17 protein-coding genes and 2 pseudogenes are annotated in these 19,689 nt (G+C 55.3%); 11 read left to right on the top strand and 8 right to left on the bottom strand.

Features of this window, described 5'->3' with window-relative positions:
* Positions 1-798 precede the first annotated feature (798 nt).
* The 3 genes from IQ254_RS11055 to IQ254_RS11050 all read right to left on the bottom strand — a co-directional run bounded on the left by IQ254_RS11055 (position 799) and on the right by IQ254_RS11050 (position 4,215).
* On the bottom strand, positions 799-2,115 hold the full coding sequence (locus tag IQ254_RS11055) for an MFS transporter (protein ID WP_193966228.1): 1,317 nt from the start codon (positions 2,113-2,115) through the stop codon (positions 799-801).
* Between the two features lie 309 nt (positions 2,116-2,424).
* Entirely contained in the window at positions 2,425-2,553 is a 129-nt protein-coding gene (locus tag IQ254_RS32070; protein WP_255526996.1) for a hypothetical protein, read from the bottom strand.
* A 120-nt stretch (positions 2,554-2,673) separates the two neighbouring features.
* Complete coding sequence (locus tag IQ254_RS11050) at positions 2,674-4,215, bottom strand: pentapeptide repeat-containing protein (RefSeq protein WP_313887423.1); 1,542 nt, start codon at positions 4,213-4,215, stop codon at positions 2,674-2,676.
* A 58-nt stretch (positions 4,216-4,273) separates the two neighbouring features.
* Here IQ254_RS11050 and IQ254_RS31430 point away from each other — a divergent pair, with 58 nt between their 5' ends.
* Positions 4,274-4,612, top strand: a complete 339-nt coding sequence (locus IQ254_RS31430; protein ID WP_228040516.1) for a hypothetical protein — start codon at positions 4,274-4,276, stop codon at positions 4,610-4,612.
* A 92-nt stretch (positions 4,613-4,704) separates the two neighbouring features.
* Here the strand turns inward: IQ254_RS31430 and IQ254_RS33550 are convergent.
* Positions 4,705-4,839, bottom strand: a pseudogene (locus tag IQ254_RS33550) (hypothetical protein); the annotation flags it as partial.
* A gap of 153 nt (positions 4,840-4,992) precedes the next feature.
* Complete coding sequence (locus IQ254_RS11045) at positions 4,993-7,059, bottom strand: HEAT repeat domain-containing protein (RefSeq protein ID WP_193966213.1); 2,067 nt, start codon at positions 7,057-7,059, stop codon at positions 4,993-4,995.
* Positions 7,060-7,321: 262 nt separating this feature from the next.
* On the opposite strand from IQ254_RS11045, the pseudogene IQ254_RS33545 reads away from it, so the two are divergent.
* Positions 7,322-7,446 (top strand): annotated as a pseudogene (locus IQ254_RS33545) (Uma2 family endonuclease); the annotation flags it as partial.
* Between the two features lie 239 nt (positions 7,447-7,685).
* Here the strand turns inward: IQ254_RS33545 and hisG are convergent.
* The 3 genes from hisG to IQ254_RS11030 all read right to left on the bottom strand — a co-directional run bounded on the left by hisG (position 7,686) and on the right by IQ254_RS11030 (position 10,388).
* Complete coding sequence (hisG, locus tag IQ254_RS11040; protein WP_193966212.1) at positions 7,686-8,327, bottom strand: ATP phosphoribosyltransferase; 642 nt, start codon at positions 8,325-8,327, stop codon at positions 7,686-7,688.
* A gap of 82 nt (positions 8,328-8,409) precedes the next feature.
* Positions 8,410-8,931: a GNAT family N-acetyltransferase gene (locus tag IQ254_RS11035; RefSeq protein WP_193966227.1), complete on the bottom strand. Its 522-nt coding sequence runs from the start codon at positions 8,929-8,931 to the stop codon at positions 8,410-8,412.
* A gap of 221 nt (positions 8,932-9,152) precedes the next feature.
* Entirely contained in the window at positions 9,153-10,388 is a 1,236-nt protein-coding gene (locus IQ254_RS11030) for an LL-diaminopimelate aminotransferase (RefSeq protein ID WP_193966211.1), read from the bottom strand.
* A gap of 138 nt (positions 10,389-10,526) precedes the next feature.
* Between IQ254_RS11030 and purC the strand changes: the two genes are divergently transcribed.
* The 9 genes from purC to IQ254_RS10985 form a co-directional block, all read left to right on the top strand.
* The gene (purC, locus tag IQ254_RS11025; RefSeq protein WP_278000315.1) at positions 10,527-11,291 is read left to right on the top strand and encodes a phosphoribosylaminoimidazolesuccinocarboxamide synthase; all 765 of its coding nucleotides are present in this window, start codon (positions 10,527-10,529) and stop codon (positions 11,289-11,291) included.
* 130 nt (positions 11,292-11,421) lie between these two features.
* Positions 11,422-13,875 carry a BamA/TamA family outer membrane protein gene (locus IQ254_RS11020; protein ID WP_193966210.1) on the top strand — a complete coding sequence of 818 codons (2,454 nt, stop codon included), beginning with the start codon at positions 11,422-11,424 and terminating at the stop codon, positions 13,873-13,875.
* Positions 13,875-14,786: a UDP-3-O-acyl-N-acetylglucosamine deacetylase gene (gene lpxC, locus IQ254_RS11015; RefSeq protein ID WP_193966209.1), complete on the top strand. Its 912-nt coding sequence runs from the start codon at positions 13,875-13,877 to the stop codon at positions 14,784-14,786. The genes IQ254_RS11020 and lpxC overlap by 1 nt, the downstream gene beginning before the upstream one ends.
* A gap of 130 nt (positions 14,787-14,916) precedes the next feature.
* Positions 14,917-15,420, top strand: coding sequence for a 3-hydroxyacyl-ACP dehydratase FabZ (gene fabZ / locus IQ254_RS11010; protein WP_193966208.1), 504 nt, complete (start codon positions 14,917-14,919; stop codon positions 15,418-15,420).
* Between the two features lie 48 nt (positions 15,421-15,468).
* Complete coding sequence (gene lpxA / locus IQ254_RS11005) at positions 15,469-16,299, top strand: acyl-ACP--UDP-N-acetylglucosamine O-acyltransferase (protein WP_193966207.1); 831 nt, start codon at positions 15,469-15,471, stop codon at positions 16,297-16,299.
* 19 nt (positions 16,300-16,318) lie between these two features.
* Entirely contained in the window at positions 16,319-17,494 is a 1,176-nt protein-coding gene (gene lpxB / locus IQ254_RS11000; protein ID WP_193966206.1) for a lipid-A-disaccharide synthase, read from the top strand.
* Positions 17,495-17,693: 199 nt separating this feature from the next.
* Complete coding sequence (locus IQ254_RS10995) at positions 17,694-18,437, top strand: MotA/TolQ/ExbB proton channel family protein (protein ID WP_193966205.1); 744 nt, start codon at positions 17,694-17,696, stop codon at positions 18,435-18,437.
* A complete protein-coding gene (locus IQ254_RS10990) occupies positions 18,434-19,081 on the top strand; it encodes a biopolymer transporter ExbD (protein ID WP_193966204.1) in 648 nt (215 codons plus the stop codon). The genes IQ254_RS10995 and IQ254_RS10990 overlap by 4 nt, the downstream gene beginning before the upstream one ends.
* A gap of 92 nt (positions 19,082-19,173) precedes the next feature.
* Positions 19,174-19,689 (top strand): ABC transporter permease (locus tag IQ254_RS10985; RefSeq protein ID WP_193966203.1); only part of this gene is annotated, 516 nt, incomplete at its 3' end.

Below are 19,689 nucleotides of genomic sequence, written 5' to 3'. Positions count from 1 at the left end.
AGAAAACAGGCGGCCCTGCCTCGATGTATAGCCGGGGTGGCGCAGTTGTTTAGATGATGGGATGGTCGGGTTGCCCCTGGCGCTGGCGGCATTGCAGGGGGAAGATGGCTACATGATTGCCCGAAGCGCTGGCGATGACCCAGCAAATCCCTGGGCCGCGTTAAATATAGCGGTGTGCAAGTGAAACAAGTACACTCTGTTCCCTGTCACCTACTCCCTGTTCCCTTTGGACTGTACTTAAGCAACATGAATAAGGCTGTATTTCCCGATCGCGCTGTGGTAGATGTCACCCTATCTTAGGGATATAGCATCAGCTTTGACCCAGGGCTATGACAACTCGCATTCTGTAGATTCAACCGGGCCAACCACTTGCCAATTTGCACACTTCTGCTTGAGCATAGAGGGCAAGGTAAGCGGCCATAGCAGCGCGGCGAGGAGGATGAATCCCCAGGCAGCAGGGTTTAAAACAGATGAGTCTGGATCTTGGATTAGGGCTTGAGAGGCAACGGTGGCAACAACGGTGGCCGGCAAAAAGAAGAACAACAACATAGGGTGACCTTTCTGATTTATGTCTGTGGGGTCAGCGTTACTCGCTGTGTATATCCGTCATTATTAGCGACTGGGCCTCGAAATACAGTGCCAAAAATACGCAAATATGTATTATTTAATTCTCAAGATGATCATGAAATTACGTAAGTGCTCGACAAGCTGCCGACCTGGTGCCACAGGATATCTGCGAGCAAATCAGGCCTAACGGTATCAGGATGCGCGCTCATGGTCTTAGATATAGTTGCCGATTTATTTTGAAACTGCCTCAGATTCTAGAGAGGGTTGCAGCGCCGCTGAGACCGTTGGCTGTGCAGTTACCTCTTCCACTCTCAACGTCAGGGGCGCCGCAATTAAAAAGCAAACGCCGCCGAGCACCACCGCCAGCAAACGGTCATTGTCGAGCAGGTTGGCCATAATCCACCCCAGACCTAACGAGATGATGATCTCGGGCAACACAATGAACATATTAAAAATGCCCATATAGATGCCGCCCTTGCGGGCGGGCAAAGCCCCAGCCAGCATGGCATAGGGTAAAGATAGAATGCTCGACCAGGCCACCCCTAGGCCAACCATCGGCAGTAGCACCCAGCCAGGCGATGGCACAAACCAGAGCGAAATTAACCCCAACCCGCCACAGGTGAGGCACAGCGCATGGGCAATGGGGCGACTAGTCGCCGCCGCCAAGCGAGGCAGCAAAAACGATATCCCAAAACAAACTGCGTTGTAAGCCGCAATGCAGATACCCGCCCACTCAATGCCTTGACTGTAGAGCGGCGAAGATTCATTGCCTGCCCCAAACAAGTTGTGGGCCACTGCCGGAGGGAAGTACAAAAAGACGCAGTACATGCCCAACCAGCTAAACGCCTGCACCCAGGCCAATTGCCGCATCGTTGTCGGCATTTGCTGAAAGGCTGTCATAATTTCCCGGGCCGTGGCACCGACACCGAGTCGTCGCTCCTGCTGTTCTCGAAAGGCCTCCATATCCCGGGGGGGCCGTTCTTCGGTGGTGAAAACGGTCCATACAACGGTGCCGAGAAAAAATGCCGCCCCAGTGTAAAACGAAATCTTGACCACCAGGGGCACACCGTCAGTAACACTGTCGTGCACCCCAAAGATATTAGACAACACCCAGGGCATAGCGGACGCCAGCACTGCCCCTAGACCGATGAATAGACTCTGCATGGCAAAGCCCTTGGTGCGCTGCTTGGGAGGCAACAGATCACTCACAAAGGCTCGAAAGGGTTCCATGCTGATATTGGCTGCCGTGTCTAAAATCCAGAGCAGACTGACCGCCATCCAAAGGCTGCCAGCATTGGGCATCCACAGCAACGCCAGGGACCCAAAGATGGCTCCAATCAGGAAATAAGGGCGGCGGCGACCTAAAAGCCCCCAAGTGTTGTCGCTGAGGTTGCCGATGATGGGTTGTACAATCAACCCGGTGAGGGGGGCCGCTAGCCACAGAATCGGAATTTGATCGGCATTGGCGCCTAGGTGCTCAAAGATAGCGCTGGTATTGGCCATCTGCAATCCCCAGCCAAACTGAATGCCGAAGAAGCCAATATTCATATTCCAGAGCTGCCAGAAGGCTAACTTAGGCTTTGCCTGTGGTGAAGTCAAACAATTTCTCCAATTCCATCGGGGGCGGCGGCAATCTACAGCAACCAGAGTGCTTTAGCCCTTGCCGTTACGCCACTATCTGCCACAGTTGGGAAGTCTTCACCTGCCTCTACGGCTATATGACTTCCTAGGGCGAACCAAGAGCAACTTTTTTGCTCTTGATACAGGTCAATATGCCACGTAGCTCTGAATTAGCACTGCTAAACAGACCACAGAAATGGCTATGGGAGCCTTTGGGGATTTTGCTGACAAGTTTTGTCAGGCCATCAGGGCTTTAGATCTGTAGGCGGCGGCGATCGCACCAGCTAAGATCTGTAACCCAGATGGTTTAGACGCTAGCGTGTTGCTGGGATGCTGGAGTTGCCAATACACAGAGCGTACTGCCATTGACTCATACTGCCGTTGACTATTGTGACAAACTTTTGGCCACAGTGCATCTTACCGAAGATCAATGATCGCCTCAGCCATGCCCGTAGTTGGCCTCAGCCATAGAGTCTTGCCGGGAACCTATAACAAAAGCAGCAGGCCAGATATGGCCGGTAGCAGATTGGTACACTCGGCCACCAACTTAGTTGTTTCAGATAACCCTGCGGTGGTGCCCTTCAATATTTTCATCGCTGTTTTAGCGGCCTTTTGCAGGGCACCATCTTCAGGCTTCTGACCGGCCTCTGCCAGGGTCTGAACCTGGGCGAGAGCTTCGGCTTTATCTTCGGGTTCCAGGGCTGGCTCGGCTTCGATCGCATCCTGAAGCTGCTTTAGCAGGGCCTTCAGTTCAGCCTTTTCTGCCGAATCATCGGGGAGTTGAGCAATGGAGTTGGTGACGTTGCCGCTGATGGTGCCAAGGTTCATGACGCCACTGACGTTGCCCCCCACCAGGCCGCTGACGTTGCCGATATCGCCGCCTGCGTTGATGTTGATTGAGCTTTTTTCGGTCACGGTATCCCCCAGGCTGTAAACGGTTTCTACATAAAATTTGTCGCTTTTGATCGCGGTCGTCACCATACTTTCCAGGCTGCGAATGCGCTCGTCTTTTTCGGCCATGCCGGCTAATAGAGATTGTAGGTCGGCATAGGGCATGGCCGACATTTCTCGGTACGCGGCGAAGTACTCGGCACTGAGCTGAGAGCGATCGGCAGCTCCCCTGACCTTGGCCTGCAATCGCACTTTGTCGTCGCCGCGTCCTTCGAGGGCAACGACTTCGAGATCGGCTTCGGGGTAGTGCTCTGAGAGCTGTTTGAGGGCAACTGCCGCAGCGGCGGGGTCAATGCCCTCGTGGTGAAACAAGTCTAGGGTCTTAAACTGCTGCGCCACGACTCGTAGATCAACATTCTGCGTTTGATAGAGGTTCAGCGTTTTGATGATCGGCGCAATGAAGTCGGCAAAATCGCCGGGTTCAAAGTTCTCGTTGCGGTTGTCGGGCTTGCGGCAGGGGTCGGGGTCGGCTTTGGTGGGTAGCTGCATGTAGACGTAGTCGCACTTGACCCCGTCAAAGTTAGTGTCGGTTGAAATACTCCAGTCTTGGATGATCGCCCCGGTTAAGCTGGCACCGCTAAGGTTAGCGCCGTAAAGCTGCGTCTGTACGAGCTTGGCGCGATCGAGGTTGGCCCCTTCTAGCGTTGCTTCGCTGAGCTTGGCACCTATGAAGCTGGCGTCTGCTAAGTTAGCACCCTGCAAATTGAGTCCGCGTAGGTCCATGTGATCAAAATTCTGGTCTTGCCCATTGAGGGTAACCACCAGCTGACGAATTTTGGGATCTTCTAGGTAAGTTCCAGTCGTTCGCGCTTTAGAAAGACTCGCTGCTTGAAACCAGCGAACACGAGTGAGGTTTGCTTGGCGAAAATCAGCCTGCCTGAGCTTCGCCGCAGTGAAGTTGGCATCGGTCAGATCAGTTTTTTGAAAGCTTGTTCCTCTATAGGTACAGATCGCGATCGCAATCTTGCGAATTAGTGCGTATTTAGAATCGCCTTCGACCGCCCGCTTACTAATGTAAACACTTAGGGCTAATAATACCGAAAACGTCAGAACCGCAGCCGCTACCGCTACAATCACAGGTGTTTCCGTTGCGCCCTCAGCTCCAGATACTATCCCTAGCGGAGCACCAGCTAGAATGGCTAGGGTGATCAAGGCAATCATCCATTTGCCAGACGAGATTCGAGCTGCTGTTACAGCAATGGTTCCGGTCACTACGGCAGCGATTTCAACAGCGAGTCCAAATACAAAAATGAGGAATATAAGTTTTGTGTTGTTCATCGTTGGCAGCACAAGGGGAATTGTGATAGCTGCTGTAATAGCAAGCGCAAATCCCCACATCACATTGCCAAAGCCCCGCCAAAGTGAAATTCCAATAAATGCGATAAATAACAGTGACGGGGCTGTGACAGCAAAAGCTTTTCCGGTAACCGTTGCCGTTATTGGAATTGCGGTGGCAACAAATGCTCCTGTATAAGCAGAGATAAGACCGACTATTGCACTTAAAACTAATAAGCCGACTTTTAGGCCTATATTCCATCCGAAACTTAAGCCAGTGCGAGCACCTTCAAGATTAGTAGCTATTAAGCTAATGCTGGAAAAGTTTACTCCTCGAATATCAGCGCTGCTCAAGTCTACACCAGCGAAAATCTCTCCCTGCCGTAGCCTTTTACGTAGATTTTGGTGGTCAATGATTACAGTCATCGTTATGAGCAAGAATGACCCGACCTACTGTATATCGGCTCAGCAACTAGGTGAAACTAAATGTAGACATTTCAAACCAAAAAACAAGTCAGCTGTTAGATGCCCACTGAACACAGCTGTTGCTCAGGTCAAGGCATTCATTTTGGCAAGCCATTAATTACACGACCGCTTTCTAAAGCAGTCTGCTATCGTCTGACCATCGTCACCACAGGCACCGTACTTGATGTACTCACCAATATACTGATTAAAAGCAGAGGAGGAGTCGTCTCCCTTCTCGCGACGAATACTTAAATCTTCAAGATTGTTTTGTGAGAAAAAATCTTGAGTGTCTACCCCCATGTCTTGAAGAGTAGAAGCAGCTCTCCACCGGATGTTAATGTTCTCATTTTGGTTGTTCATCACGGCTTGCAGGGGCTCTACCGCATCAGCAGTTGTATCAGGTGGCATTTCGCCTAGCGTAAAAGCGGCACCATAGCGAACTTTCTCATCTGGGTGCTGTAAAGCCGCTATCAATTCAGGGACAGCTCTAGGACCAATACTAGCGATGGCAAGTGCCACCTTCTCCTGACGAAAAAGAGCTCCAAAGCAATCCCCCTTATCTCTTATGTAAGCAAACTCATCATTTAAGCTTTGTTCTTGAACAGCCAAACTTGATTGTGGATATTCCCAATCGTCAAACAGAGTGATCAGAGTTGGCACGGCTGACTGTGCGGCTGGGCCTATTTCACCCAAAGAATCAATCGTTTGTTCGATAACAAGGAGATTAGGTTCACCTTTATCGTTTAGCAGTTCTATCAAGGGATCAACTGCGTCTTCTGCATTGGGGCCAAACTTCCCGATTGCGCTTAGGGCACTTCTCCTTACAGTATCCCAATCGGCCTTATCTTTTGCGATCGCAAGTAGACTCGGCATAACTCGATCTGCTTCTACTTCGATATCGCCTAGCGCTTCAATGGCAGCTCCTCTAACATCGTTACCGTTACTTTTATCTTCTGCAATTTCAATTAGAGCTGGGACGGCTTGTCTTGCGTCCGCCCCAATACTACCCAGTGCTGCAGCCGTATCAGACCGAACACTATCGTCATCATTTCTATCTTTTGCAATTTCAACCAGATCTGGAATGGCTTGTTTTGCGTCCACCCCGATATTGCCCAGTGCTGCAGCTGCCTGCCATCGAAGTACTTTAGCTGCATTGTTTCGATCAATATTGTCGTAGACGCTTTTATCGTTTGCAATTGCAAGTAAACTGGGAACAACAAGGCCCGGATTAGAGTCCCCAATATAGCCTAACGCCTCAACAGATTTATTTCGAACAGAAGGATCCTCATTCTCGCTGGAGGATAACTCTATAAGGCGAGGAAGGGCTTCTTGTGCATTTGCTCCCATAAAGCTCAACGCTTCAGCAGCACTAGCTCGAATAGAGGCATCATTATCGGAGAGCAATGCTATAAGGGTTGGTATTGATTCTTGGGCATCTGCATTCAAGATACCTAAAACCATAGCTGAATATGTGAAACTATGGTTGTTCTTAGTAGGGTCAGTATATTCTCCGCCGCTCTCCATTCTAGAAATAGCGGTTGAAACAGCTTGAGACTTTTCTGCTGGACGCAAGTTCCTAAGGGCAGGAGCAATGTTCTTAAAAGACCAGGCATCGATATAGTTCACTAAGGCCTCTACCCTTGATGACCAAAGAACTTCAGAATCCAGGGGATCAAAGATGCCGTCTTCTTTTAGACCAAAAAACGTCTCAAATTCCTTTAGAGCGTTTTGAGTCGCTTGGTCAAACTTATTCGTGTCCGCTGCTTCTGGCGATTGTCCTGTCAGCGGAAAACCCCAGTTCTTGAGCTGAGTTTTTAGTAGGCGTACCTCCTCGCCCTCGTCACCGAGCTTGAGGGCGGCGCTATCTTCTGGCGCGTAACACATCTTGCCGTCTTCGATCGCTTTAGCGGTCTGCTCATCTACAACGCCATTCATCAGCAGGCCATGCTGCCGCTGCAAACTCTTGACGGCAGCTACTGTCAGCTCATCATAGCTATCAGCATTCGTCACTACTTGAGGCAAGCACCATGCTTTACGGAGCCGATCTTTTAAGTATTCGACTTCTGTACCTGAGTCTCCAGGCTGCAGGGGGGGGGCGGCTTCAGTCGATTGAGAACCCGTGATGTACGCGCAAACAGCTATGCACAAACCCACCATGCCCCTGAGGGGTTTGAGGGCCATAGGCGGCGTTTCTTCGTTCTGCTCGTAGATGCAGCTGTAGTGTAGATGAGCTAAACCTTCCAGCATTGGCGGGCACAGTGGTAGGGCAATGCACAGTAGTACTCTACCGACCTTCTCAGCAAAGGACAAGCGCCTGATCTGCTTGAGCATAGTTGGCTTTATCAGCAGCACTTGAGGAGCGTATTTGACTGCTGTGAGAATTACTAACCGGCAGTGTAGGCAGAGCGTTGATCACAGATTGATTACCTGCCAGGTCTTAAATTCTCCAGATGCGTCTTGGGTTAGGCGCGATCGCTGGGAAGCGCTGACTCTGGAGCAGCGGGAAGGGCTGATTTGATTCTTCTGTGTCCAGATTTTGTGGTGGAATTTCGGTCTAATACGAAATCCGACTTGGGAAACCCCGGTTCATAATCAGGAACCTCGTAGGGGCATAGCATGCTATGCCCCTACAAACCGGGGGTATTCAGGTAGGATTCGGTATAAGAGTATGCCACCTAAAAAACATCCTGACCAAGAACGCGAACGCAGTTTTATCAGATTTTAGGCTGCCGTTGAAACCCATTGGGGTTGAGTACGTTGTGAATTGCATAGTTCGAAAAGATGGCGCTGGTATGGCCATCTGCTATCTACACCGCAATGGCCTCGGCTCGCAGGCGATCGATCAGCGCCTTCAATCCGTAGGGGTTAACGCGATAGCTGAGGGGATGGGCTATCAACCGCGCGGTGCTGTGGTAGAGCACTTCGAGTTCCATCAGGTTGTTCTCTTTTAGGGTTTTGCCAGTGGAAACCAGATCCACGATCGCCTCCGACATGCCCGTGATCGGCCCTAGCTCCACCGAGCCGTAGAGCGGCACAATCTCCACGGGCAGATCTAGGCTTTGAAAGTAGTCGCGGGCGCAGTTGACATATTTAGAGGCTACTCGGCTATGGGCGGGCAGATCTAGCGCCGAGCGGTAGGGGCTGCTAGTCTTGACCGCGACTGACAGGCGACAGCCACCAAAGCCCAGATCGGCCAAATGGGCGACGGTGGGCTTTTTCTCTTGTAGTACGTCGTAGCCCACTATGCCCAGCTGGGCCTGACCGTATTCCACATATACCGGCACATCTTGGGCGCGCACCAGTAGCCCGTTAGCCTGGCCCGTGGGTTCGGTGATCTGGAGTTGGCGGTTGGCACTGTCTAAAAACAGGCTGAAATCGAGGCCCACGGCCTTGAGCAATACAATACTGTCTTTGAGCATGCCGCCCTTGGGCAGCGCGATGGTAAGCATGGTAGAACGTCTTGAAAGGTGCGTATTGGGAACGTGGATGGTAGAGCCGAACGACAGAATATCTACCCCACGATATCTGTCCTCAGTCCTCAGTGGGGTCAACCGGTGTAGGCAGCACCAGCTCATAGAAGGACAGATCTAGCCATCGGCCAAATTTGAAGCCTGCTTGTCGAATGGTGCCGCAGTGAACGAAGCCCAAACTCTCGTGCAGGTGGATGCTCGCGGCGTTGGTCGCGTCGATACCTGCTACGAGGATATGATAATTCTGCGCCTGCGCGGCGGCGATCAGTTCTTGCAGCAAACGCTTGCCGAGCCCCTGACTGCGAAAGCGGGCATCGACGTAAACCGAGTGCTCGACCGAATACTTGTAGGCTGGCCACGCTCTGAAGGTGCCGTAACTGCCAAACCCCATCAGATCGCCTAACTCATTCTCAATTCCAATCACGGGAAAGTTTCCCGTTGTCTTGGCGCTGAACCACTCGGTCATCATCTCAGGGGTGCGGGGCTTGTAGTCGTAGAGCGCCGTAGAATTGAGAATGGCCTCATTCAATAGCGCTAGAATCTGCTCTCCATGGCGTTCTGGCTCGCACTTGACAATTCGCATCATCTTGCAGCGGTTGACGTTAATAAACAACGGCATAGGTCGAGGGTGGGCTTTGCACTCATCGTCTCTGGCGGAGAAACCTCGACAGCAATGGGTTTTGTTGGGTGCTGTTGAGGCAATTCTGGCCATAGAATTACTTGACAATTTCGCTGCCTCTCAAGGGTGCAGCCCTGCGCCCCTACCTTGGGGGTAGCTTTTTTTCCAGCAGCCTCTTTAGCGCTCTATCCGCGAAACTTTTCGGTGATCCGGCGCATCGCCTCATTCACATTGTCGCGGCTGTTAAAGGCCGAGATCCGGAAATAGCCTTCGCCCGCCGCGCCAAAGCCCGAGCCGGGAGTGCCGACGACGTTGCAGCTGTGCAGCAGCTTGTCAAAAAAGTCCCAGCTGGTGAGGTCGTTGGGGGTTTTGACCCACACGTAGGGGGCGTTGACGCCGCCATAGACGGCGATGCCAGCGGCGGTGAGCTGCTCACGAATAATGCGGGCGTTCTCCATATAAAAGTCGATCAGGGCCTTGGTCTGGGCCTGACCCTCGGGGGAATACACCGCCTCGGCTCCGCGCTGCACGATGTAAGATACACCGTTGAACTTGGTGGACTGGCGGCGGTTCCACAGCCCGTGCAGAGCCACTTCGCTGCCGTCGGCGGCTTTGCCCATGAGGGTTTTGGGCACTACTGTCAGGGCGCAGCGGGTGCCGGTAAAGCCCGCATTCTTAGAAAATGAGCGAAACTCGATCGCACAGTCCCGCGCTCCCTCGATTTCATAGATCGAGTGGGGGATGGTGGGGTCGGTGATAAACGCCTCGTAGGCGGCGTCAAACAGAAGGATCGAGCCGTAGGCGCGGGCGTAGTTGACCCAGGCTTGCAGGTGCTCTTTGCTGGCCACAGCTCCGGTAGGGTTGTTGGGGAAGCACAGGTAGATCAGGTCAACTTTTTCGTTGGGAATACTGGCGGTGAAAGCGTTTTCAGCGCTGATGGGCAGATAGGTGAGCCCCTCGTACTCGCCATTTTCGCTGGCGGGGCCGGTGTGACCGGCCATGACGTTGGTATCGACATAGACCGGATAGACCGGGTCGGTGACGGCGATGGAGTTGTCGCTGCCCAAGATATCGAGAATATTGCCACAGTCACACTTGGAGCCGTCGGAAATAAAGATTTCGCTGGCGTCGATGTCGCAGCCACGGGATTGGAAGTCGTGCTGGGCAATTTTTTCTCGTAGCCAGCCGTAGCCCTGTTCGGGGCCATAGCCTTTGAACCTGTCGCGATCGCCCATGTCCTCTACCGCCTGAATCATGGCGGTGCGGCAGGCCTCGGGCAGGGGCTCAGTGACATCGCCAATGCCCAGTTTGATGATTGGCGCGGCGGGGTTGGCCTCGGCAAAGGCACTTACCCGGCGAGCAATTTCAGGAAACAGGTAGCCCGCTTTGAGCTTGAGGTAGTTGTCGTTGATGGTGGCCATGGGGCGTTGCGCGATGACGCGATGATGAGAGTTACTTAACCCAGGGTACAGCGCGATGGCGATACCAGACCCGGAAACCCCTGGGTCATTCAGAGACTAGCCGGGGACGCTACTATGGGGTGTCCCTGCTACTGCCCTATGACCATGGCTCCCGCCCCATCCACCAGCCAATCTTTCGGCAAAAAACTCTACGAAGGCAAAGCCAAAATCATCTATGCCACCGACGACCCGGCGGTGCTGCTGACCTACTTTAAAGATGATGCTACGGCGTTTAATGCCCAAAAGAAAGGTCAGATTGTCGATAAAGGAAAGATTAACTGCGCGATTTCTACCTATCTATTTCAGCGACTGACCGCAGCGGGCCTTGAGACCCACTGGCTAGAGACCACGGGCGATCGCACCATGCTGGTCAAAGCGCTCGACATCATTCCCCTCGAAGTCGTGGTCAGAAACCTGGCGGCGGGTAGCCTGTGTAAGCAGACCGGCCTGCCCCTGGGCCAGCGATTAGAGCCATCCCTGGTGGAGTTTTACTATAAAAACGACGCCCTGGGCGACCCGCTGCTGACAGGCGATCGCATTCGCGCCCTGGCCCTGGCCAGCGAGGAACAGATTGACACATTGCGCCGTCTTGCCCTCAACATCAACCAAGTCTTGACGGATTTTTTTATGGGCTGTGCCATTACCCTGGTCGATTTCAAGCTTGAGTTTGGTATCGATACCCAGGGGCAGATTTTACTGGGCGACGAAATCAGCCCTGACACCTGTCGCCTATGGGATCAAGCCACCGATGATGAGGCTGGGCGGGTACTCGATAAAGATCGATTTCGGCAAGATCTGGGCCAGGTAGAAGCCGCCTACCAACGGGTGCTAGATAAGGTGGTGGCACAATCCACCAAGAATTAGCGCCATCAATGCGGTAGAATTTGTCCGATTGCGGCGGCTACGGCCCGCCCCAGGGCTATTTCCCCTGGCTCTCAGCCCGGGGAGAGGGTCTTTGATTGGTGTGTGGACGTGTTTAGCAGGTGTGTTTTAGATGCGGGTATCTCCTAAGTTATTAGCGCTTTTGGCTGCCTCAGGGTTGTTGGGGTTAGTTGCTGCTCCAGCCCTGGCCAATCCGACCACTGCCCTCGAGTCGTCTCCAGAGCCCAGCCCTAGCGCAGCTGATGCAGACTATGAGCTAAACGCCTCGAGCCTGGCGGCCCCACTGCCTACCCAGGCCCTGGGCGACAGCGAGCCTACCGACACCCTCGATTTTGGTCGCTTGCAACCCGACTCTAGCCCCAGCCAAGTTGCTGAAACGCTCCAGGGGGCGATCGATGGCTATCGGGGTTCTGGGGGTGACAGGCTTAGCCAAGCGGCAGACTCTGCCGCCCCAACCCAGCTCGATGCGCTAGATAATCTCGAGCTCAGCCAGATCACTGAGGCCCCATCCGACCTTGGAGACGGGAGCGAATTTAGCCAGGCGATCGAAACCCAGGGTGACTTGCCCGACAGCCTCGACCTGAGCCAGACCCCCAGCACCCAGCGAGAGATCACGCCTGAAGAAGCCCAGCGCATCCTTGACGGGGCTGTGCAGCGTCGGAACCAACCGCAGGCCACTCCCGATGAGTCAGGTCAGGTCGATGCTGATGAAGATGTCGATGAAGCCATCGATGAAGCCACAGATGAGTCGGCGGAAGAAGCCCCTGAAGAGCCCGTTGAAGAAGCGGAGGAAGAGCCCCGGGTGCTGGTGGCCGAAGTCGAGGTCCAGGCCAGCCAGGGTGAACTTGACCCAGAATTGGAGAATCTGATCTACAGCGTAGTGGAGACTCAGGCTGGCCGTACCACGACCCGCACCCAGCTACAGCAAGATATCAACAGCATCTTTGCCACCGGTTTCTTTGCCGATGTCGATGCCAGCCCCGAAGATACCGATCTGGGGGTACGGGTGACCTTTATCGTGGCACCCAACCCAGTCCTCACCGACGTCCAGGTTGAGGGTAACGAGGTATTGCCCCAAACCGTAGTTGACGATATCTTTGCCGAGCAAAAGGGTGAAATCATCAATCTGATCGATTTTCAAGAAGGCATTCTAGAGCTCAACCAGTGGTATCAAGACCAGGGCTACGTGCTGGCCCAGGTGGTGGCGGCTCCCCAGGTGTCGCCTGAGGGCGTGGTCACCCTGGAGGTGGCTGAGGGCGTCATCGAAAATATCGAAGTGCGCTACATCAATGAACTAGGCGAGTCCGTCGATGAAGAGGGTAACCCTATACAGGGGCGCACCCGACCATTTATCGTCACGCGCGAATTTGAGACTCAGCCCGGCGATGTCTTCAACCAGGCCGATATCGAAGAAGATTTTCAGCGAGTATTTGGGCTAGGCATCTTCGAAGATGTCGTTCCTGGGCTCGAACCTGCTCCCGAAGACCCACGACAGGTCACCGTAATTGTCAATATCCGGGAGCGCAATACCGGCTCGGTGGCCGCTGGCCTGGGCTTTAACTTTACCGGTGACCTGTTTGGTACCGTCAGCTTCCGCCAAGATAACTTCGGCGGCAACAATCAGAAGTTTAGTGCCGAGGCCCAGATCAGTACCCGAGATTTGTTGTTTGACATATCTTTTACCGACCCCTGGATTGCCGGTGACCCCTTCCGCACCTCCTACACCGCCACGGCCTTTGCGCGATTGGCCAACAACCTCAACTTTGATGGTGGCCCCACCCCGATCAATTTGTCCAATGGCGACCAGGTGCGCATTCGACGATTAGGCACGGGGATTACCTTTAGCCGTCCTCTGGATAATGGCTGGACGGTGGCGGTGGGCACCCTGATTCAAAACGTGTCGTCTCGCGACCAGGGCGGACGAGTCAACGCGGTTGATGCGGCAGGTAACCCCCTCACCGCTAGCGGTACCGGGGTCGATGATCTCTGGACCTTCCCCCTTAGCGCCACGCTGGATAGTCGCAATGACGCGTTTAACCCCACCAGTGGCAGTGTTCTGCGCCTCAATACAGAGCAGTCGGTGCCCTTGGGACGGGGCAGCATCTTTATGAATCGACTGCGGGGCAGCTATAGCTACTACATTCCCTTGAGGCTGTTGAATTTCACCGAAGGACCCCAGGCCCTTGCCCTCAACGTCCAGGCGGGCACAATTATAGGGGATGTGCCACCCTACGAGGCCTTTGCGCTCGGCGGCACCAACTCTATTCGGGGCTATGACGAGGGCGAGGTGGGCAGTGGCCGCAGTTACGCCCAGCTCACCGCTGAATATCGCTTCCCGCTGTTTTCGTTTTTGGGTGGAGCCCTGTTTGTGGATGTGGGGACTGACTTGGGCAGCGGTAACGCGGTGCCCGGTGCTCCAGGGCCATCGCGAGGTAAGCCCGGTAGCGGCATTGGCTACGGGGCCGGGGTGCGGGTTTCAACTCCGCTGGGGCCACTGCGGATAGACTATGGCTTTAATAACCAAGGGCAAGGCCGCATTCACTTTGGTTTTGGGGAGCGGTTCTAATGGTGCAGGTAAACATCGAGCGCGATACCCTGGCCGCTTGGGCCTTTACCGAGGCCCAAACTACCCTGGCGACCACCGTTGAGAGAGCAGGGGTAGGGCTGCATTCTGGGATGACCACTCACGTGACCTTGCGATCGGCAGAGCCCGGCCAGGGACGATATTTTGTGCGTACCGATTTGCCGGGTCAGCCAGTGGTGCTAGCGAACCTGGAAGCTATAAACCCGACCATGCTTTCGACCGAGCTACGCCAGGGAGAGGCGTCGGTACGCACGGTGGAACATCTGCTGGCAGCGCTGGCGGGTTTAGGGATCGACAATGTACGCATTGAAATTTCTGGCCCTGAGGTGCCGCTGCTCGATGGGTCAGCCCTCGGTTGGGTCGATGCCCTGCGCCGAGCGGGGCGACACAGCCAGCCAGTGCCCCGTACCCTAGCCCGCATCGATCGGCCAGTTTCAGTACACCGTGGCGATGCCTTTGTCGCGGCGTTTCCGGCATCATCCTGGCGCTTTACCTATGGCATTGACTTTGAGGTGGCTGCTATTGGCAACCAATGGTTTAGCTGGTCACCTGACCGTAACCCTTTTGGCCCCGAGGGCTTCGCTAACGTCGTGGCTCCGGCTCGCACCTTTGGTCTAGCTCACCAGGTTGAGCAATTGCAGGCCAATGGATTGATTCGAGGTGGTAGTCTCGACAATGCCCTGGTATGCAGCCAAGCAGGTTGGCTCAACCCGCCTCTGCGGTTTGACAATGAACCCGCTCGCCATAAAATGCTCGATTTGATTGGCGATCTCAGCTTGTTAGGCACGTTGCCGGTGGCCCATGTCGTGGCCTATAAGGCTAGTCACAGTCTGCATGGTGAGCTAGCCAAAGCACTGGCTTCAGCCCTAATCTATGGCGAGGGTACCCTCTAGTGGCAAAATCAAGCTAGGCAAATGCCCATGGCTAAGTCTCGGTTTGCGCCTCGGGGTGCTGAACGTTTGCTTGGCGACCCTGTTGACCCCTAATCTATCCATCGTGATTGACGTAACTTCTCCTGGCCCTGTGACTTCGACCCTTGATTCTGCTCAGACAGGAGCGCTAGACTCCACGTCTACTAAGACTGAATACAGCGCTGAAGAAATTTATGCGCTGCTGCCCCATCGCTATCCCTTTGCCCTGGTCGATCGCATTGTCGGCTATGTACCGGGCAAGCAGGCTACGGGCATTAAGAATGTTACGTTCAATGAACCCCAGTTTCAGGGGCACTTTCCGGGTCGACCGATTATGCCGGGGGTACTGATTGTGGAGGCGATGGCCCAGGTGGGTGGGGTGGTGCTGACGCAAATTCCCGGGGTGGAGGGGTTATGTGTTTTTGCTGGCATCGACAAGGTACGCTTTCGTCGCCCGGTGGTACCTGGCGATCGCTTAATTATGACCGTGGAGCTGCTAGCCATAAAACGCCTGCGATTTGGCAAAATGTATGGTCGAGCTGAGGTCGATGGTCAACTGGCCTGCGAAGGTGAAATGATGTTTTCGGTAGTGGCGTCTGCTCCCCCAGGGAGATAGGTAGAGCATGTATCTATGTTACAAACCTTGGGTTCTGGAGGTGGGCCGTTGACTACCCTGATTCATCCAACGGCGGCGATTCACGCTGGCGCAAAGCTACATCCTACGGTAAAAGTGGGGCCCTACGCTGTGATTGGCGCACAGGTCACCATTGGGCCGGATACTGACATTGGTGCCCACGTGGTAATCGATGGCCAAACCACGATTGGCGCCCAGAACCGGATCTTTCCAGGCGCCTGCATTGGTCTAGAGTCGCAGGATCTGAAGTATGACGGCTCGATGAGCCGGGTTGAGATTGGCGACCACAATTTGATTCGGGAGTATGTCACCATTAACCGGGCCACCGATGCTGGCGGCGTCACCCTGGTGGGTAGCCACAATCTGCTGATGGCTTATTCTCACGTGGCCCACAACTGCGTGGTTGAAGATAACGTGATTATTGCCAACTCGGTGGCCCTGGCCGGCCATGTGTATGTGGAGTCGGGGGCGCGCATTAGCGGCATGGTGGGGGTGCATCAGTTTGTGCACATCGGTCGTCTGGTGATGATTGGCGGTCTCAGCCGAATCGATCGCGATGTGCCGCCGTTTACCCTGGTCAATGGCAACCCGGCTGAGGTGCGCGGCCTGAACCAAATTGGCTTGCAGCGGGCGGGGCTAACGACCGACCCGCAGGTGTACCGGGAGCTGAAGCAGGCCTATCGGCTGGTGTATCGCTCGGGTGAGTCGTTTAGTGATGCCGTGGCCAAGTTGGCCCAGGGTGGCAGCAACGACCTCGTGAATCACTTTAGTGACTTTTTGCGGGCGGCACAGCAGCCCGATCGCCGGGGGCTGACCCCTGGCCGACGCCGGGTGGTGCGGCCAAGTACCGATGATGACTAGTCTGGGAGCACAATAGGGGATGACGAATCCCGATCGACGGCGGGTTTTTATCAGCACTGGTGAGGTGTCGGGTGACTTGCAGGGGGCGCTGCTGATTGAGGCGCTGCACCGCCGGGCTGGCGATCGCAACCTTGCCCTTGAGATCACGGCCCTGGGGGGGAAACGGATGGCCAGGGCCGGGGCCACCCTGGTGGGCGAAACCGCCGACATCGGCTCGGTGGGCATTGTGGAAGCGTTGCCCTACATGTTGCCTACCCTGAAAATACAACGCCGGGCCAAGCAGAGGTTAGCCGCTAACCCGCCCGACCTGGTGATTATGATCGACAACATGGTGCCTAACCTAGCCCTGGGCAAATATATGCGCGCCGCCCATCCCCAGGTACCGGTACTGTACTATATCGCTCCCCAGCAGTGGGTATGGGCCTTTTCAGAGCAGGATACTGAGCGGCTGGTGGCCCAGAGCGATCGCATGCTAGCCATTTTTAAGGCCGAGGCCGACTATTACCAGCGTTTTGGCGGCAACGTGACCTGGGTTGGCCACCCCCTGGTCGATCGCCACCCGGCCCCGGCCAACCCGGTCGCGGCTCGGCAGCAGCTGGGTCTAGCGCGCGATGCTGCGGTGGTCACCCTGCTACCGGCCTCCCGCCGTCAGGAGATCCGGTACTTGCTGCCGGTACTGCTCCAGGCGGCACAGATTGTCCTGGCCAAGTACCCAGGGGTAACGTTCCTGATGCCGGTATCGAACCCGGCCATGCAGGCTAGCTTTGAGCGGGGGCTGGTTCAGTACGGTTTGCCCGGGCGAGTGGTGATGGAGGACAGCCAGACCGCGATCGCCGCCGCCGATGTGGCGATTACCAAATCGGGCACCGCCAACCTCGAAATTGCCCTGATGGATGTACCCCAGGTGGTGGCCTACCGCATTAATCCCCTCAGCGCCCGCATTGGCTATTACCTGTTGAAGTTTGATGTGCCCTACGTGTCGCCGGTAAACCTGGTGGTCAATCAGCCGGTGGTGCCAGAATTTTTGCAGTGGGAGGCCACTCCCGAGGCCATTGCTGCCGCTACCCTGGAGCTGCTGCACAACGAAACAGCACGGCAAACCATGCGGCTCGGCTACGCCAAAATGCGCGAAGCAATGGGACCGCCCGGGGCGTGCCAGCGGGCAGCAGATCTGATTCTAGATACCATAGTCTAAGTTCATCTCTTTGGGGTGATGGCGTCTTGCCCCGTTCCTGAAACATGTCAGCAGCATTGCCGCCCTAGAATTGCCTCGACAATGTTGAATTGTCCCCAAAGTCACTACAATTGTTATGCTTTGCCGGAGACGGGCGCGCTATCTAACGAGTGCGACAGCCTGATGGATAGCCCGTCCCTGTGGCGATAGGAGGATTCTCGTGAATATAGCTGATCTATTTGCCCGTGGCGGCATTGCCATGGGGCCGCTGCTAATACTCTCGATTTTAGCGGTGGGCACTATATTTGAGCGCATCTGGTTTTGGTCGCGCACGTTGACTCGCGAGCGCGAGGTGTCTGGGCGGGTGCTTGAGGCGGCTCGCCGTGACTGGTCAGCTGCGGCTGAGATTGCCCATCGCTCTGCTGTGCTGCCGATGGGGCGGTTCTTGGCGGCGCCGCTCAAGCTACAGTCGCCTGATCCTGAGGTGTTTCGCTTGGCCCTAGAGACCTCCGCCAACGAGGAGTTGCTGGCCATGGGACGGGGCGAAAAAATTCTGGAAGCGGTGATCGCGCTTTCGCCGCTGCTAGGGCTATTGGGTACGGTGCTGGGCCTGATCAACTCCCTGGGCTCGATTCAAATTAGCGATCTGGGCAGCGGCGACGCCACCGCAGGCACCTCCCTCGGTATCAGTGAGGCGCTGATTAGCACCGCCGCTGGCTTAATTATTGCCATTACGGCCCTCGCCTTTTATCGCCTCTTTCAGGGGTTTATATTTGGCCAAGCGAAAATGTTTCGCCAGGCAGGTAGCGAGCTAGAGCTGCTCTATCGCCAGAGCTGGGCCAAGGGCGGTGGACAATCACCGCTGACCGGGGCCGTGACGGCCTCTCCAGCAGCAGCAACTATCCCTGAACCACCCCCAACTACCGCCGATGGCGCACCTTCTCAAGAGGTACCTTCTCCATGAAAGTAGATCTGCTTGACACGCCCTCCCAGGAGGTACGCCTGGAGATTATTCCGCTGATCGACGTTATTTTTTGCATTCTGACGTTTTTTATCTTGGCGGCGGTGGGACTTACCCGCCAACAGGCGATCGACTTAGAACTGCCCAGTGCCGATACCGGACAGCCTCTGCCGGGGCAGGAGGGCCAGGGTAGCGATCGCGTCTATGTCAGCATCGATGGGTTTGGCCAGGTCTATCTTGACCAGCAGCCGGTGCCTATCGAGGTGCTACAGGATGTGCTATTTCAGTTTGTGCAGACCAACCCCAACGTGCTAATTGTGCTCTACGCCTCCCGCGATGCCCGCTACGACGATGTGATCACGGTGCTCGACCAGCTGCGCGCCGTGGGGGGCAATCGGGTAGCCCTAGCGACGTTCCCCAGCGACACTAGCCTGAGCCCCGAGGATGCCGCTCCCAATAGCGCCCCTGAGTCCCCCGATGCCTTGCCCCTCGATCAGCCTGGCGATCAGCTGCTGTTCCCCGATGGACAGGAGCAGCCTGGCTTAGATCCCTTTGCTCCCACCTCGCCGTTGTTGCCCAACGATTCCCAATCCCCGCTTGAGCCCGATCCATCGTTAGCTCCATCCCCCAGCCCGACCCAACCTTGACGTTCAGGATTCATCGCTACAACGCGCCATGGGTGAGCTAACGCAGCTCAGTTCAGATCACCCGTCAGATCACCTGCTAACGGTTTTTGGTCATGCTGCCTACGTTTCAATCGGCCTACCAATACGCGCTGGAGAATAGCGATCGCGTCATGACTGCTCTGCAACAGCACCTGTTGCTGGTGGCGGTACCGCTGGCGATCGGGCTGGGGCTGGGGCTGCCGTTGGGGCTCTGGAGTGCGCGATCGCGCCTGGTTTCCACGGTGATGCTCAACAGCTTCAATGCCCTGCGGGTGATTCCCAGCCTGGCGGTATTGTTTTTAGCCGTTCCGGTGCTGGGGCTCAGCTTTTGGTCGGCGGTACTGGCTCTGACGCTGCTGGTGATGCCGCCCATTTTGATCAGTACCGATGTGGCCTTTCGTACTATCAACCCCGCCATTCGGGAGGCGGCTACGGGCATGGGCATGCCCCCTGGCAACCTGCTCAAAACGGTTGAAATTCCCTTGGCGCTGCCGGTGATCATTGCGGGCATCAAAACCGCCACGGTAGAGGTGATTGCCAGCGCCACCCTGGCCGCCTTTATTGGGGCGGGCGGGCTAGGGGCCTTTAGT

Source organism: Nodosilinea sp. LEGE 07088, assembly GCF_015207395.1.
GTDB lineage: Bacteria > Cyanobacteriota > Cyanobacteriia > Phormidesmidales > Phormidesmidaceae > Nodosilinea.
This window is presented reverse-complemented; position numbering and strand designations above follow the sequence as displayed.